This is a genomic window from candidate division WOR-3 bacterium, from assembly GCA_039802205.1.
In the GTDB taxonomy this organism is placed as follows: Bacteria; Hydrothermota; Tepidihabitantia; order SM23-42; family JAOAFX01; genus JAOAFX01.
In genome coordinates, this window is the sequence record JBDRWD010000004.1 from 1 (window position 1) to 16699 (window position 16699).

The 16699-nt window shown below is 42.6% G+C and carries 13 protein-coding genes and 2 tRNA genes; 14 read left to right on the plus strand and 1 reads right to left on the minus strand.

The window, feature by feature from the left end; all coding sequences use genetic code 11:
• Nucleotides 1–394 precede the first annotated feature (394 nt).
• Both ABIL39_01415 and ABIL39_01420 read left to right on the plus strand, forming a co-directional pair.
• Nucleotides 395–2287: a T9SS type A sorting domain-containing protein gene (locus tag ABIL39_01415; GenBank protein ID MEO0164780.1), complete on the plus strand. Its 1893-nt coding sequence runs from the start codon at nt 395–397 to the stop codon at nt 2285–2287.
• 694 nt (nt 2288–2981) lie between these two features.
• Nucleotides 2982–3458: a methylglyoxal synthase gene (locus ABIL39_01420; protein MEO0164781.1), complete on the plus strand. Its 477-nt coding sequence runs from the start codon at nt 2982–2984 to the stop codon at nt 3456–3458.
• Nucleotides 3459–3498: 40 nt separating this feature from the next.
• On the opposite strand, the gene ABIL39_01425 is transcribed toward ABIL39_01420, so the two are convergent.
• Nucleotides 3499–4308, minus strand: a complete 810-nt coding sequence (locus tag ABIL39_01425) for a patatin-like phospholipase family protein (protein MEO0164782.1) — start codon at nt 4306–4308, stop codon at nt 3499–3501.
• Between the two features lie 71 nt (nt 4309–4379).
• On the opposite strand from ABIL39_01425, the gene ABIL39_01430 reads away from it, so the two are divergent.
• The 12 genes from ABIL39_01430 to ABIL39_01485 all read left to right on the plus strand — a co-directional run bounded on the left by ABIL39_01430 (nt 4380) and on the right by ABIL39_01485 (nt 16659).
• The gene (locus tag ABIL39_01430; GenBank protein MEO0164783.1) at nt 4380–5057 is read left to right on the plus strand and encodes a YggS family pyridoxal phosphate-dependent enzyme; all 678 of its coding nucleotides are present in this window, start codon (nt 4380–4382) and stop codon (nt 5055–5057) included.
• A gap of 2 nt (nt 5058–5059) precedes the next feature.
• The gene (locus ABIL39_01435) at nt 5060–6544 is read left to right on the plus strand and encodes a nucleoside kinase (GenBank protein MEO0164784.1); all 1485 of its coding nucleotides are present in this window, start codon (nt 5060–5062) and stop codon (nt 6542–6544) included.
• A gap of 62 nt (nt 6545–6606) precedes the next feature.
• Nucleotides 6607–6681, plus strand: a tRNA-Asp gene (locus ABIL39_01440).
• Between the two features lie 499 nt (nt 6682–7180).
• Nucleotides 7181–8161 (plus strand): DUF6588 family protein, encoded by a 981-nt coding sequence (locus ABIL39_01445; protein MEO0164785.1) that lies wholly within the window; start codon nt 7181–7183, stop codon nt 8159–8161.
• Between the two features lie 128 nt (nt 8162–8289).
• Nucleotides 8290–8372 (plus strand) — tRNA-Leu (locus tag ABIL39_01450).
• A gap of 20 nt (nt 8373–8392) precedes the next feature.
• Nucleotides 8393–9604, plus strand: coding sequence for a trigger factor (gene tig, locus ABIL39_01455; protein MEO0164786.1), 1212 nt, complete (start codon nt 8393–8395; stop codon nt 9602–9604).
• The gene (gene clpP / locus ABIL39_01460) at nt 9579–10166 is read left to right on the plus strand and encodes an ATP-dependent Clp endopeptidase proteolytic subunit ClpP (protein MEO0164787.1); all 588 of its coding nucleotides are present in this window, start codon (nt 9579–9581) and stop codon (nt 10164–10166) included. The genes tig and clpP overlap by 26 nt, the downstream gene beginning before the upstream one ends.
• Nucleotides 10163–11380, plus strand: a complete 1218-nt coding sequence (clpX, locus tag ABIL39_01465) for an ATP-dependent Clp protease ATP-binding subunit ClpX (GenBank protein MEO0164788.1) — start codon at nt 10163–10165, stop codon at nt 11378–11380. Before clpP ends, clpX begins: the two co-directional genes overlap by 4 nt.
• 18 nt (nt 11381–11398) lie before the next feature.
• Complete coding sequence (locus ABIL39_01470) at nt 11399–12160, plus strand: hypothetical protein (GenBank protein MEO0164789.1); 762 nt, start codon at nt 11399–11401, stop codon at nt 12158–12160.
• Nucleotides 12157–13995 carry a sensor domain-containing diguanylate cyclase gene (locus ABIL39_01475; protein ID MEO0164790.1) on the plus strand — a complete coding sequence of 613 codons (1839 nt, stop codon included), beginning with the start codon at nt 12157–12159 and terminating at the stop codon, nt 13993–13995. Before ABIL39_01470 ends, ABIL39_01475 begins: the two co-directional genes overlap by 4 nt.
• Nucleotides 13976–15154, plus strand: a complete 1179-nt coding sequence (locus tag ABIL39_01480) for a HAMP domain-containing sensor histidine kinase (protein MEO0164791.1) — start codon at nt 13976–13978, stop codon at nt 15152–15154. The genes ABIL39_01475 and ABIL39_01480 overlap by 20 nt, the downstream gene beginning before the upstream one ends.
• On the plus strand, nt 15151–16659 hold the full coding sequence (locus ABIL39_01485; GenBank protein ID MEO0164792.1) for a bifunctional response regulator/alkaline phosphatase family protein: 1509 nt from the start codon (nt 15151–15153) through the stop codon (nt 16657–16659). The genes ABIL39_01480 and ABIL39_01485 overlap by 4 nt, the downstream gene beginning before the upstream one ends.
• Nucleotides 16660–16699: the final 40 nt, after the last annotated feature.

Genomic DNA, 16699 nt, shown 5'->3' on the forward strand with positions numbered 1-16699 from the left:
ATATATCCAGGGGTGCCTATGTTTTAAAAGTTTTGGGTAAGATATTTTATTTTGATTAAATAACCCCACTTCGGTAAGATTATTTTTGATTCAAATCGTATCCTTGACAACCGCCAATAGATGGATATAATCTTTTATGTGATTATTTAAAAATTTTGATTAGATGTTTGTTTTTGGTTCGGCAAGGAGGTGAAAATGAGATTTCTAAGTGTGTCCAAGAATCTGATTTAGACAAAAATTGGCATTTTCCACAATGGGTATTGTTGAATCATCCGCTGAGAATCAGCGGAGCACAGGTTTGAATTTCTATAGCTCTGTCCTTCTTGAAACAAATTTAGTGTTAAGCCTTCTATACAAATGGTTGAGAGTAGTAAATACCAACATGGGAGGAAAAATGATAGATAGAGTAAATTTAAGTGTAATTATACTATCAGGGCTGTTTAGCATTGCCACTGCCCAGTGGCTTGAGACGACCATCTACATTCCTGATTCACTCTGTGGCGTCATAGAACCTTGTGCCTTTACATATAATTCTACAAACAACAAAATTTATGTTGGGGGTGGAGGCAGCCGTGTAATCGTAATTGATGGTGCAACAAACCAGAAGATTGCAGCAATCCCTGTGGGTGTTAAAATTTCTGACCTTTGTTATAATCCCACCAATAACAAGGTTTATTGTGCTAATTACTTTAGCAATGATGTTACGGTTATTGATGGTGCGACCGATAGTGTGATTACCACTATCAGTGTGGGAATCCAACCCTGTGCCCTTTGTTATAATTCCACCAATAACAAGGTTTATTGTGCTAATGAATATAGCGATAATGTTACGGTTATTGATGGTGCGACCAATAGTGTGATTACCACCATCAGTGTGGGAGATGGACCTTGGGCTCTTTGTTATAATCCGGCCAATAACAAGGTCTATTGCGCCAATGCGGCTAGCGATAATGTTACGGTTATTGATGGTGAGACCAATAGTGTGATTACCACCATCAGTGTGGGAGATGGACCTTGGGCTCTTTGTTATAATCCCACCAATAACAAGGTTTATTGTGCTAATGAATATAGCGATAATGTTACGGTTATTGACGGTGCGACCAATAGTGTGATTACCACCATCAGTGTGGGAGATAGACCTTGGGCTCTTTGTTATAATCCCGCCAATAACAAGATCTATTGTGCTAATAATTGGAGCAATGATGTTACGGTTATTGATGGTGCGACCGATAGTGTGATTACCACTATCAGTGTGGGAATCCAACCCTGTGCCCTTTGTTATAATCCCACCAATAACAAGGTTTATTGTGCTAATGGATATAGCGATAATGTTACGGTTATTGATGGTGCGACCAATGGAGTGATTACCACCATCAGTGTGGGAGATAGACCTTGGGCTCTTTGTTATAATCCCACCAATAACAAGGTCTATTGTGCTAATGAATATAGCGATAATGTTACGGTGATTGATGGTGCGACCAATGGAGTGATTACCACCATCAGTGTGGGAGATAGACCTTGGGCTCTTTGTTATAATCCCGCCAATAACAAGGTTTATTGTGCTAATTACTTTAGCAATGATGTTACGGTTATTGATGGTGCGACCGATAGTGTGATTACCACTATCAGTGTGGGAATCCAACCCTGTGCCCTTTGTTATAATTCCACCAATAACAAGGTTTATTGTGCTAATGAATATAGCGATAATGTTACGGTTATTGATGGTGCGACCAATGGAGTGATTACCACCATCAGTGTGGGAGATGGACCTTGTGCCCTTTGCTACAATTCGACCAATAACAGGGTCTATTGCGCCAATGCGGCTAGCGATAATGTTACGGTTATTGACGGTGTGACCAATAGTGTGATTACCACCATCAGTGTAGGAGATGTGCCTTCGACTCTGACCTGTAATCCGCCACAGAACCGTATTTATGTAGCAAATTATTTGGGCTCGAGTATCTCAATCCTCCGGGACATTGTGGGAATAGAGGAAGGTCTGTGGGGCAATAGCGAATGCTTGCACCTTAAAATCTTTCCTAATCCCTTACATTCCTTTACCAGCATTACCTATAGTCTTTCCAGACCTGCAAATGTCTGGTTCAGAATCTATGATGTGGCAGGTCGGTGTGTGAGGACACTTGTCAGTGAAAAACAGGAGCCTGGTTGGCACAATGTCAATTGGGATGGCAGGGATGATAGGATGGTAAGATTGGCGCCCGGAATTTATTTCTTGCGCATTGAGGTGGATGGTTATCGCCTGACCTCCAAGATGGTGGTTTTGTAATTACTCTTGCCATATCCAGCACAGAACTTCCATTTTCTTACGAGATGGTAGCAAAAACTCTTGAAATTTCGTTCATCAGCAGAGGTTACTTTTTACCACCGCCTTTGGGTGAATTCATCTGGGTGAGGTGCCCCTATGGCGGTAATGGAAGTCATCTGTGAGACCATTGTAATCTTTCGTGTGATTGCTGATATTCAGGTTAAGTTTGCCAAAATTAATCTGCAGAAGTATTTCCCAGTGGCAATATAATCTTGCACCCGGAAACAACTACAACAATTTTGACCGTTAGCACCCGAGCTTAGCAGGCAAATCCGAGAAACGAAAATAATGCACTCCCTACTTCCGAAATTGGGGGTAATAGTGAAGAGGCTGGGTCATAATTCAAACTTTGCGGGTAGCCATACCCTTCAGAATGCAAAATAACTTGAGACCTAGAATATCCGCAGGCTGAAGCTTGCACCAACCATTTTACGGATTATGCTACAGCTTAAGAGCCAAAAATACTTTGAACAAAATTGACACGATTGATATTGACCTTCGAATTAAATTAGCTATAATCAAATAACCCATGAATTATCCAGCACCGGGATTCTTCGGGAATAAAAAGCACTGGTGCGTGAGGTAATCAAAGTGAGATAGGTGGTGTGTTCCATAGCAAAATTTTAATCAGCAGGTGAATTTAAGAGAGGAGGTTATGATGAATTATAAAAGGATAAAGATGAAGGCGAAAAAGAATATTGCACTTATTGCTCATGATAATAAGAAACAGGATTTGCTGGAATGGGTGAAGTATAATAAGGATTCGCTTCGGGAACATAATCTCTATGCGACCGGAACAACCGGTTTGCTCATACAAAAAGAGACTGGACTTGAGGTTATCAGGTTTAAGAGCGGTCCTTTGGGTGGTGACCAGCAGGTAGGTGCCAAAATTGCTGATGGTGAAATTGATTTTTTGATTTTTTTATGGGATCCGATGGAACCCCTCCCGCATGATGTTGATGTTAAGGCGTTATTACGTTTATCGGTCGTATACAACATCCCGGTCGCCTGTAACCGGGCAACTGCCGATTTTTTGATTTCTTCGCCGTTGATGAAGACCGAATACGAACGTTTGCTTGTGGATTATGAGTTGCACCGGTTAGAGGCGTGGAGCGAGCGCCTTAAAGATTGATGAACTTACCACCGGACTATCTTAGACCAAAAGTGGAGTATCACTTGTTAGTGGAAAGGCGGAGCAAGGGTTCTCTGTATCTTTCTGCTTGGTTATAGCCCAAAATTATTGCCTCTTTGGCCTTTTCAAATTCACTTAAACCAATCCCCTTGGTATTGATATCTATCCAGACACCTTCTTTGAGTTGATTAAAATCATAAGCAATTAACCGGGAACTGATCAAATCAAAGGTTCGGAGGAAGATATCTTTTAGATTATAATCTTTTTCTGGTTTATTTTGGGGGGTTATGCTGATTTGCGGATATTCATAACGATTGAGAACATTTACTGCAATGATCTTTTCTGCCCCGAGTTTCAGTGCTACATCCACCGGCACCGGGTTGATAAATCCTCCGTCAATCAGAGTCCGACCCAGGTATTTATGAGGGGTGAAGACGATCGGAATGGCGATTGATGCCCTTATTGCTTCCAGTAAATCACCACGGTCAAGGATGATTTCTGTGTTTTCTTCAATATCTGTTGCCACGGCGGCATATCTTACCGGCAATTCTTCAATCCGAGTTGCACTGAGGTAGGGCGCCAGAAATTTGACGACATTTTTCCCATTGATCAGACCTTTTTTTGAGGGCTGGAATTTGAACAATGTTTTTTTTCTCTTTTTATCGATCTTTAGGGCAATTTCTTCCATCGCCTTGGCAGTGAAACCTTTGGCATAAAAACCGCCGATTAGTGAACCCATGCTCGCACCCACGATGATATCGGGCTTAATGTTCAATTCTTCAAGAAATTTTATCACCCCGATATGGGCGTAACCTTTGGCAGCACCACCACCGAGAACGAGTGCCAGCATGTTTTATTATATTCAAATTTTTTTGATTTTCAATTATATTGACATTCATCGAGGTTTCTGTATAATCAATTATGAACATAAAGGAGAACATTGAGCGTCTGCAGGAAAGGATTGTACATGCAGCGCTGCGGGCCCACCGTAATCCAGAGGAGATTACTATTGTGGCAGTGACCAAGACCGTGCCCCCGGAGCGGATTATGGAGGCGCTGGAGTGTGGTATAAAAATCATCGGTGAGAACCGCGTCCAGGAGGCAAAGGAGAAATTTCCACATATTGGAGCGCGCGCTGAATGGCATATGGTGGGGCATCTCCAGACCAACAAAGTTAAGGATGCCCTGAAGATATTCAGCCTCATCCATAGCCTTGATTCGGTGAAACTCGCGGCTGAGATTGAAAAAAGGGCGACAGAACCCGTTGATTGTCTCATTGAGGTTAATACTTCCGGCGAAACCACAAAATTTGGGGTCAAACCCGAGGAACTTTTCTCATTTTACGAGGCAATAAAGGATTATAAAAAAATAAGAGTTAAGGGTTTGATGACCATTGGTCCGGGTTGGGCAGTAACCGATCCAGAGGCCTCCCGGGCATCCTTCCGTTTACTCCGGGATCTGCGTGATGAACTCGCCCAGGCCTACGACCAGCAGTTTCCTATCCTCTCCATGGGGATGACTTCAGATTTTGAAGTAGCAATTGAGGAGGGAGCCAATATGATTCGCATCGGCACTGCAATATTCGGACCCCGTGTGTGAATATGGATAACCAAAAAAAATGTGTTGAAGAAATAAATTGTTTAAATCGCTGGCGGCGTTATCAGTCCACACTTTCATTTATTCTTTTTGTGGCTACTAAAAAATTATTCCCGGATTCTCACCTGCGGATAGAACATTCTATCAGTCAGGGATTTTACTGTCTTTTGAATCGTAAACTCATTGATAAAGATTTGATGGCGATTGATTTAAGGATGCGCGAGATCATTCGTGCCAATCTGTCGATTGAAAGATTTACCCTCAGCCGTTCCCGGGCCATAAAATTGTTTGAGCGGAATAATCAGCGCGATAAAGTAAAACTGCTCCGGAGCATCAATATTGAAAAAATCAATGTTTACCGGCTGGATAAATATTTTGATATGTATCCCAATCCCCCATTTGAGAAAACAGGGATGGTGGATAAATTTTATCTCACCAATTTCCCACCAGGTTTTATAATCGTTTTTCCCAACTGGCAGAACCTTGATTCACTACCTCCTTATATCCCCCAACCTAAATTAGCCCGGATATTCAACGAATACCTCAACTGGGTGCAGATTCTGGGTATCACTGATGTTGCGGATTTGAACCGGGCGATAAAAAATGGCCAGGGTGCAGATATCATCCGGGTCGCCGAGGCACTTCATGAAAAGAAGATTGTCTACATCGCAGACCGGATAACTTCGGATAAAAGAAAGGTAGTCTTGATTGCGGGTCCAAGCAGTGCGGGTAAGACGACATTCACCAAAAGATTAGCCGTCCAGTTAATGGTCAATGGATTCAGGCCCATCCTCATTTCTACCGACGATTATTTCTTACCCCACAGTCGGACGCCAAAAGATAAATTCGGTCGGCTGGATTTTGAATCCATCAGGGCCGTGGATATTGAACTTTTGAATAAACATCTATTATCAATTATCCGGGGAGAAGAGGTCACTCTACCCAGGTTCAATTTTATTAAAGGCAAGCGGGAAAAGGGAAGAACAGTTCGCCTACCCAAAAATGGGATTGTCATGGTAGAAGGTATCCATTGTCTGAATGAAGATCTCACACCACACATTCCCAAAAATCTCAAATTCAAAATTTATATCAGCGCCCTTACCCAGTTGAATATTGATGACCATAATCGCATCTCCACAACCGATACCCGGATGATGCGCCGGATTGTCCGAGATACCCATTATCGGGGTTATACGGTGCAAGGGGTTTTGACCCAGTGGGGGAGGGTGCGGGCTGGTGAGGAGCAAAATATCTATCCTTTTCAGGAAGAGGCGGATGAGATGTTTAACTCAGCCTTGATCTATGAATCCGCCGTTTTGAAGAAATATTGTGTGCCTTTACTGAAAAAGGTGGAAAAAAGCGATCCATTTTATCCGGAGGTAAAAAGATTGCTTGACTATTTTGCATTATTTTCCGATTTAAATGACCGGGATGTCCCTTCCAATTCCATCCTGCGTGAATTCATAGGTGGTAGTTCATTTGTCTATTAAGCGGATATCTCTTGACAATTAAAACCTTTTAGGTATAATATAGCGTCAAGATTTTTAAAAACGGGGTCGTAGTTCAGCCTGGTTAGAACGCCTGCCTGTCACGCAGGAGGTCGCGAGTTCAAATCTCGTCGGCCCCGTTTTTATTTATACACACTGCAGAGTTTATCCAAAAGATTGGTTTATTTTTCAATAAGACCTAATTTCCAGTAAGGCTCTAAACTTGTAAAGATGATAACTCAACCCGGAGGTTTTCCTTGGTTTAATGGTGAAATTTAATACTATGCTGGTTTGTGCTTACTCTCTGGATCCTTCTCCACTCTTTGTCAAATCATTTTTATGCGCGCTGGATTATTAGATGTAGCCGCACCCTTCAGGGTGCGAAATACCCTAGGATCTAAAAAATTTATGCGCAGGCTAAAGCCTGCGCTTACCATTTTCCCGGTTACCACCCAAGAATTTCAAATTTATGCAAGGCTAAAGCCTTGCCCTAAAAAAATCCCACCGCTAAATCATTGATTACCCTTACAAATTTTGTCCATGAGTTTAATCGTTCCTTCATAAGGGATAAAAACAAGGAGAAGCTCAGGCACCCTTTCACTTGACAAGGAGGAATCCGTAACTATAATTAAAGAAAGTATGAAGGTAACCAAGTTACATTTAATTTTTTTATTATTTTTAAACCCTCTCTTTTGCCAACAGGATTATGAGGTACTCGCCGAAAAGATAAAAAAGATAAGTGAAGACCTCCTTGAAGGTTATACCCAACCCTTGATCACCTCTTTCGGAACAGGTATTGCAACAGGTTTGTTTCATAGTGCGCGTAGCCATAAATTCTTAGGATTTGATATCGGTCTTAGGGCGATGGTGATTCAAATTCCTGAGTTTGCCCGATATTTTGATACCCAGGTGCTCACCTGTTCGTTGGTAAACAATCATCTCGTTTATGATTCTTTAGTGCTGGATAGTGTCAGCACAATTTTTGGTCCCCGGAATACTACCTATGTCCCGGTCACAGGCAATGCGGTTGGTATCCCTCCGTATATTCCCGGTGGCTTTAATCTTTCGTTGGTTCCACTGGCAGTACCCCAGGTAGATATCGGGCTGATTTCTGGTTCAGAGTTGCTTATCAGATATGTTCCATTCACCTTTAAAGGTTCGCGTGTTGAGTTTCTTGGTCTGGGCTTCAAACAGCATATAAATCGTCTTCCTTTTATGAAAGGTATCTCTCTTCCTTTAGATATCGCGCTCGGAGGTGTGCTCCAGGATTTTGGAATAAAGGATGCCGCCGGTTATAAGATTGTCGCGAGTAAAAATTGGGCACTTCAGATGATTCTCTCCAAAGATCTGATTGCATTTGAACCGATGCTAGGCTTGGGGTTGGAGAGGACAAAGGTTTATTTTGCCTATGAGTTTGAATTTGAAATTCCAGATACGACCTACTCTGGACAGCGCATAAAAGTGAAAAAAGATGTGGATGTTGAAATCGTCGCCCAAAATAGTTATCGGGCAATAGTTGGATTTACTTTTAAGTTGGGCATTTTTTATCTACATTACGACTACAATTTTCTCGCCTGTTATCACACACACAATTTCGGTTTAGGATTGACCTTCCGATAATTTTTTAACATTCCACGGTACCCTACCAAATGCCGGAGAGGTTTCATAAAAGAAGTATTATCCCGGAAATTGGGTAATATTGACACGGGCATCTTTTTGGGATATAATTGATTGACTGATGGATGTGAGCGAGGATGGCGGAACTGGCATACGCGCTGGATTTAGGATCCAGTCCCGCATAGGGTTGGGGGTTCAACTCCCCCTCCTCGCATGATTAACAAAGGAGGTTTGTTGGAATACCAGATTGTGAATGAGACCGATACTGAGAAAGAGGTTGAGTTCAAGATCGGTGCCCAGGAACTTGAACCTTATATTGACCAGTCGATTGAAAAGTTGCGCTCGCGTATCGCAATCAAAGGATATCGGAAGGGCCGAGCGCCTAAGACCCTGATTCGGGCTAGATACTACGATGCCCTAAAGGCGGAAGCAATAAATGATTTAATCTTGGATATGTACCAGAAGGTTCTCACCGAAAAGAAATGGCAACCGGTCTCCAACCCCGAATTGGTGAATTTCAATGATACCGGGGAGATAAGATTTAATCTTAAGTTCGAAATCCAGCCGGATTTTGAAGTTGAAAATTATAAGGGGCTGGAGCTATTCAAAGAAGACCCGTTGCCAATGGATTATCTATATGAACAGGCATTGAATCGCCTGCGGGAGGATTATGCCGATATCACCGAGACGCATAAGCCGGCGGCGGTTGATGATTTCATAACCCTGGATTTAGAGATTATTGAAGGCGAAAAAATTGTTGAACACCAGTCCGATATTGTGATAAAGCTCGGTGACCGGAGTTTCCCAGATGAATTAAATCGGGCATTGGTCGGGGTAAAGAAAGGTGAACGTAAAGAGGTTCCCATCAATAATCAGATTTATCGAATTCAAATCAAAAAGATTGAAGAAAAGATTTTACCAGATATAAATGATGATTTTGCCCGGATGCTTAATTACGCAAATCTTGCTGAAATGGAGAAAGGATTGAAGGAGATGTTGGAGAGAGAAGAAGAGATGCGCTTGCGCGAGGAGCTGGAAGAGAATTTAGCCCGGATTTTACTCGAGCGTTATCGTTTTCCGGTGCCCAAATCTTTGGTCGAAAGAGAGTTCCAGATGATAATCAAAAGTGGTAATCACCCGGATAATGAAAGCACCCGGGAACGATTTTTGCCCGTTGCGGAGAAAAGGGCAAGACTGAATTTAATTCTGGAAAAGATTGCCCAGAAAGAGAATATTCAGGTATCAGATGCACGCGTAAAAGAGTTTGCCCAAAAAAACGGGATGACCGAAAGCGAGATAAGAGGTGAGATGTTAGAGTATTTAAGAAAGATCGTGCTTCGGAATGAAACCCTCCAATTTCTTTTGAATAATTCAAAAATTGTGCAAAAAAGCAGGATTTTAACACCCGAGGAGGCAAAAAATGTTGACCGTTCCATTCGTCATTGAGCAAACCGGTCGGGGAGAACGGGCATATGATATCTATTCCCGACTCCTGAAAGAACGGATCGTGTTCATTGGCACACCCATTGATGATACAGTTGCCAATCTGGTCATTGCTCAGTTGTTATTTTTAGAGGCCGAAGATGCTTCAAAGGAGATTTACCTTTACATAAATTCCCCTGGAGGAATTGTATCATCGGGTCTGGCGATTTATGATACCATGCAGTATATCAAACCACCGGTCTCCACAATTTGCATTGGTATGGCGGCAAGTATGGCAGCATTATTACTTGCAGGTGGGACAAAGGGAAAGCGGTTTGCCTTACCCCATTCCCGGATCATGATTCATCAGCCCGAAGGTGCATTTCAAGGACAGGCCGCAGATATTGAGATTCATGCCCGGGAAGTTTTGAAGATTCGTGAACTTTTGAACAAACTGCTGGCAAAGCATACTGGAAAATCGGAAGAAAAAATTGCCAAAGATACCGACCGGAATTATTTCATGTCTGCTGAAGAGGCCAAGGAGTATGGGATTATTGATGAGGTGATTGAGACGAGGAAGGCATGAACACTAAGATCTACTGCTCCTTCTGCCAACGGCCGAAATCTGCAGTGAAAAGGCTTTTCCGGGGCACCCATGCCTATATCTGTGATGAATGTGTAAAACTCTGTAACGAATTGTTGGAGGATGAGAAGAAGTCGTTGTATCAACCCAATTTCGTTTTACCCAAACCCCAGGATATTAAGTCTTTTTTGGACCAGTATATAATCGGTCAGGAACGCGCCAAAAAGGTAATTTCGGTGGCGGTTTATAATCACTACAAACGCACCATGATTACCGATGACGATATCGAATTACAAAAGAGCAACATTCTGCTCATCGGTCCAACCGGAACTGGAAAGACCCTTCTCGCTGAAACCTTATCCCGGTTGCTCCATGTGCCTTTTTCCATTTCCGATGCTACACCCTTGACTGAGGCAGGATATGTGGGTGAGGATGTCGAAAATATTTTGCTGCGGCTCATCCAGGCAGCAAATTATGATATCAAAGCGGCCGAGATCGGAATTGTTTATCTCGATGAGGTGGATAAGATCGCCCGGAAAGGAGATTCCCCCTCCATCACAAGAGATGTCTCAGGCGAGGGGGTCCAGCAGGCATTATTAAAAATCCTTGAGGGAACGATTGCCCATTGCCCACCCCATGGGGGTAGGAAACATCCGGAACAAGAGTATATTCCGATCAATACTAAAAAGATTTTGTTTATCCTCGGCGGAACTTTTGCCGGGATCGAGGATATAATAATGCGCCGTTTGAAAAAGACCAAAATCGGCTTTTTGAGCGATTCAGAAATTAGTAATTTAAGTTATGATGAAATCCTCGCCCGAGTGGAACCTGAAGATTTGATCAAATACGGCATGATACCGGAATTTGTGGGTAGAGTGCCGGTCATCGCACCATTTCATAAATTGTCGAAGGCGGCACTGATTGAGATTCTCACCAAGCCTAAGAACGCGCTTTTAAAACAATATGCGAAATATTTTGAAATGGAAGGTGTGAAACTGGAATTTACGGATGAGGCGATTGAAGAGATTGTCAATCAAGCAATGAAATACGATACGGGTGCCCGGGCACTTCGTTCCATTGTGGAGAATTATATGCTTGATATAATGTTCAACCTTCCAAATTTATCTGGAATTGAAAAGTGTATCATTACCCGGGAGGTGATTGTCAACAATGCACCCCCAGAATATGTGAAGACAACCAAACGGCGTGCGCAGTAAGGCGCTTGATTTATTAACATGGATTTAATACGGCAGCTATATCTAAAATTTCAAAAGAAAAAATTTAATAAGCCGTTTCATCCGGTGGGTGTTGCCCGGAAGGAAAGTTTTCTGATTGTGCCTTCGGAGAGAATAAAGGAATTTCTGGGGTCGCTTTCATTTATTGCCGGGATGAGAAAGTTGGGTGAGGTGCTTTTGCTTTTGCCCGAAACTTTTGGTATTTACCTCGAGTCTTTCCGGGTTAACTTCTTCCAGATTATTTATTACCGGCGAGCCCCCCAGATATTGACCAGGGAATTTAAAGAGCTAAAAAATCAACTTAGCAAAATATCCTGTCGGTGGCTCATTGACCTTAACCCCGAGCCCAATCCTTCATTGCCGGTTTTGGTACCGGTAGAAAAAAGAGTAGCATTTTACAACCAAAAATCATTTCCCCTATACAATATCCTCATCAAAGGTGGTTTGAAGGGAATGGTAGATTTTTTCCAAATACCTAATATTGATCCTGTTTCCCTTTTCCGGTTTCCTAAAACTGAATTACGGGCAGTCGCCCGGGAATTGCCTGAAAAGAAACCTTTGTTATTTGCTAATCAAATCGAAAGCCTCAGTGAAGTATTAGACCATTTGTCTTGGCCCGGGAGCGTAGTAGTAAGCAAAAAAAATAAAGATGAGATTACTCGCGACCTAAAGAAACTTTATCTATGTGATGCCTATTTCGGTCCTGATGACGAAATATGCGAATTTGCCCGGATTTTTAAAAAAGAGATTTTTACCAAATGACTGATATTGCCCGGCGGTTAGACAATCTCATATACAAATTGAGCACCATTCCGATGTATCAACTGGATGTCATACAGCTTGCGGAGTTTTTGGCAACACATTTAGCAAGTAAAGGTTGTCTGCTGCTTGCAGGAAATCGGATATTATACCAGCATAACCTTACTCCTGAGGCAGTCTCAAAATTCCAAGAGAATTTGTTTGCTGAAGACCTGGAAGTGAATGGTGTAAGATACAGACTTTTTCTAAAATTTGAACCCCGGGAAAGATTGCCTATTTCCATTAGGCAAAAACTAAAAAATTTGTTGGCGCTTATCCAGCAGATTCTGGGGGTGAGTAATATTGCGCGGGAGAGAATCAGTGAATTCCAGATTATTAACGAATTAAATCTGAATGTGATTACGACTCTGGAGTTGCATAAAGTGATATGGTTTGTAGAGATTGCCGCAAAAAAACTCCTTGAGACGGAAAAGGTTTATTTGTATTATGCAATTGAAGACCAATTGGTAGGAAGAGAAAAGCGTATCTCAGTGAAAGTGCTTCCTCCCGAGATATACCGACAACTTTCTCGGAGTCGACAAGTGATGAAGTTAGATAAAACTAAAAATGGTTTTCTAAAGTCCTTTTTGCCTACGCTGGCTTCGGGGATGGTTTTGCTGGTGCCTTTCACGATTAAAAATCGGGGGCGTGGCTTCTTTTTACTCGATGAATTTGAGAAGATGCCAAACGAAATAAACACAATAATGCGCCTTAAATTTTTGGGTAATCAGGCGGCGATCGCACTAGAAAGGATTGAATTATTCCAGGCATTGAACAAGGCACTCCAGGAGAGCAGAGGTTTGCAGGAGATTGCTAAACTTCTCTTATCACCCTACGAGTTGAAACATTTCTTCACCGAAGTTCTGCGTCGCGCCCAACAGATTCTGGGGTTTAAGAAAATCATGTGTTCGATTTACAATCCCGAAACCGGGACTTTTGAAAGGTTCCATGGAGTTGGCATATCATTGAAAAAATTCCGGGAGGCGAAAAAGGTTCATCCTCCATACCAAGTGATAAAAGGTATTATGCAGGATCGCTTTCGGATTTCCAATTCATACTACATACCCAGCGAAGAGGTAATGGAAGAAATAAGGGAATACGAAGTATACAAATCCGCCCATCGGCAGCAAAGGGTTCATGACTTATGGGCACCGGGTGATATTTTGATTAGTCCGATTTATTCGCGGGCCGGCGAGATACTCGGTATCCTCTCGCTTGCCGAACCGGTAGATAATCGGATTCCCGATCGCAACAAAATCCGGTTACTGGAGGCATTCGGTGATTTTTTAGGCTTGGCGATAGAGAATAACCAACTTTTTGAAAAAATTTTGATTGTTTCTTATACCGATGAACTCACCGGGGTATATAACTACCGATTTTTGCGTGAGAAGTTGCAGGAATTGATTGCCCGATCCCCTAAATCAATTGCGTTAGCGATGATTGATCTTGATCGGTTTAAAGAATACAATGACCAACACGGACACCTCGCCGGCGATCAACTGCTCCGCAAGATTTCTCAGATATTGCGTGATGTTATAAAGGATGGATATATTACTCGCTACGGGGGCGATGAGTTCATCATCATCTTACCCGCGGCCGGTGCCCGGGCTATGCGTTTTCGGATTGAACAGGTCCGGAAGATCATACAGGAGGGGAAATCTTTCAAACAATCCATCCGGTTCTCCTGTGGAATCGCCGTGTATCCGGAGGATGGCCAAGACTTTGGGACGCTGATTGATACGGCGGATAAGCGTCTTTATCTGGAAAAGAAGAAAAAATATGAGATGGCTGTTTCGTAAGAAAGAAAAAGTTAGTCTTTTACCGGAAACGAGTGGTTTTACTTCGCGTACCCTTGTTATCTACTTTTTAATCGGGATCGGTGTTATTGGTGTTGTCACTTATGCTTATTCCACATTTCTAATGGGACGTATTAAGAGGGAGACCGAGACGACATCCCGGATTTTTGCCAGTTATGCCTCAGGACCAGGTGCCAGCGAAGAGGAATTGCTGGCTTTACTTTTTCGGGAGGTGATTGAAAAGATTGACTTTCCGGTCGTCTTAACCGATGCTCAGGGGCAACCGTATTCAGCAAAAAATGTACCTGAAAAAGATCTGGGTAAAATCGTTAAAAAACTCGACCGGGAACATCGACCGATTCCGATAGTCATCCGGACAGGTTCGGATTCGACAATCGTCGGCTATGTTCATTATGGTTTATCACCGTTCACCCGCTCATTGAAGATCTTGCCTTTTTTAATGACCGCTTTTCTTTTGGCATTTCTTTTTCTGGGGTTCTGGGGGTATTTGATTTATCGGAAGAGCGAAGAGGAAAAGATATGGTATTCCCTTGCCAAGGAAACTGCCCATCAACTTGCCACCCCTCTTTCTTCTCTTACCGGCTGGCTGGAGACTTTAAAAAGAAATGTTACACCCGAAATCTTTGAGGGTATTGTTGAGGATACCCAGAGGATGAAAGAAGTGCTGGAAAAATTTTCCCGTATCGGTATGCCCCCGCGGCTGATTGAAAAGGACCCGATACCGGTGATCCAGAAGGCGGTGAGTTATATCAAACGGCGTGCCCACACTCAAATTAAGTTCATTGAAAATTATCGGCCTCTGCCGCCTATTAAATTTGATGACATTCTTCTCGGCTGGGCAATAGAAAACATCTTGAAGAATGGTCTTGATGCCATTGGTCCCAAGCCTGGGACCATTTCAATAAAAACCGAGGCTGATGACCATAATGCGATCATTGAAATTGCTGATACCGGACCGGGAATCAAACAGGCAAAGGATATCTTTAAACCTGGATATACCACCAAAAAATATGGCTGGGGATTGGGACTGGTTTTGACAAAACGGATTGTTGAAGAGTACCACAAGGGCAAACTCACTTTAAAAAAGACCGGTCCGGGAGGCACGACTTTTCAGATTTATATCCCAGGGAGTGGAAAATGAAAATATTATGGATTGATGATGAGATTGAACTTTTAAAACCTTTTATCTATTTGCTCAATCAAGAGGGCTATGAGGTGAAGACCGCAACCAGCGGTGAGGATGGTATCCGATTAGCCAGTCGCGAGGTTTTTGATCTCATCTTTCTTGACGAAATAATGCCCGGGGTAGACGGTTTAGAGGTTCTGCGAAGAATAAAACTTGATAATCCCCAGCAACTGGTGGTGATGGTCACCAAAAGCGAAGAAGAGGCATTGATGAAACAGGCATACAGCGGCTGGGTTGATGATTACATAACCAAACCCTTCAGTTTTAATCAAATTCTTTCGGTGTTGAACCGGATCCTTAAAAGACGCCACTTGATTGAAGAAAAAATGGCGGAAGATTATGCGAGTCAATTTAATGTCCTTGCTGAGCCCGAAGATTATAATGGTTGGATTGAGTATTATCGCAATTTGGTATCCTGGGATTTGCGGTTTCTGGAATACGGGAGCAAGGAGTTGAAGGAGATTCATAATGAACGAAAGCGGAGCGCCAATGCGGGTTTTACCAAGTATATCGTCCACAACTATCCAGATTTTATTAAAGGTCGCGGCCCGATTCTCTCTAACAGCCTGTTTAAGACCGTGGTTTTCCCCACACTCCAGGAAGGGAGCTTGTTTTTTGTGATATTTGATTCCATGCGTCTTGATCAGTATTTAAAGCTCCAGCCTTACTTGCGTGATTTCTTTGAAATAAATACTCAATATTATTTTTCCATTCTCCCGTCTGCCACACCCTATTCCCGCAATAGTATATTCGCCGGGCTTTTACCCCTGGAGATTTTACAAGGGTATCCCCAATACTGGTTGTTTGAAGAGAAAGGGCAGAACCGGTTCGAAAAAGAGTTGTTTACAGAATTGCTGAAACGAAATAGTCTGAAAATAAATTTCAACTTTTATAAATTGTCGACCATTGAAGAAATCGAGAGGAATGTTTCTAAAATCGCTCAGGACCGGAGTGATATTACCATCGTGATAATTAACTTTTTTGATCTTTTGCTCCATTCTATTCCAGGTCGGGGTGATATGAAAGGATTGCTTGATGATGAACGGATCTTACTCAATCTTTTAAGTTACTGGTTTCCTGTTTCACCGCTTTTTGAACTATTCAAAGCCATTGCTACTAAAAAACGGCGGATCATTCTCACCAGCGACCACGGTTTTATTCATGTGCGCCGACCCACGGTGGTTTATGGAGGCCGGGAAATTTCTCCCAATCTACGTTATAAATACGGTCCCGCACTCCGGGTGGATGAAAAAACCGCTCTGGTTTTGAATAATCCCGGAGCATTTTATCTGCCCGCCGAAGATGCCTCGGTTCGGTTTATAATCGCCAAAGAAGATTACTATTTTATTTACCCTACCAAACCCACGGAATATGAGCGGGAATTCAAGTATACTTTTCAGCATGGAGGTATCTCACTGGAGGAGATGATTCTGCCGATAGGCTTTTTGCTACCCCGATGAGAGAAAACTTGACAGGGAAAAGTTTTGCATTATAATTTAT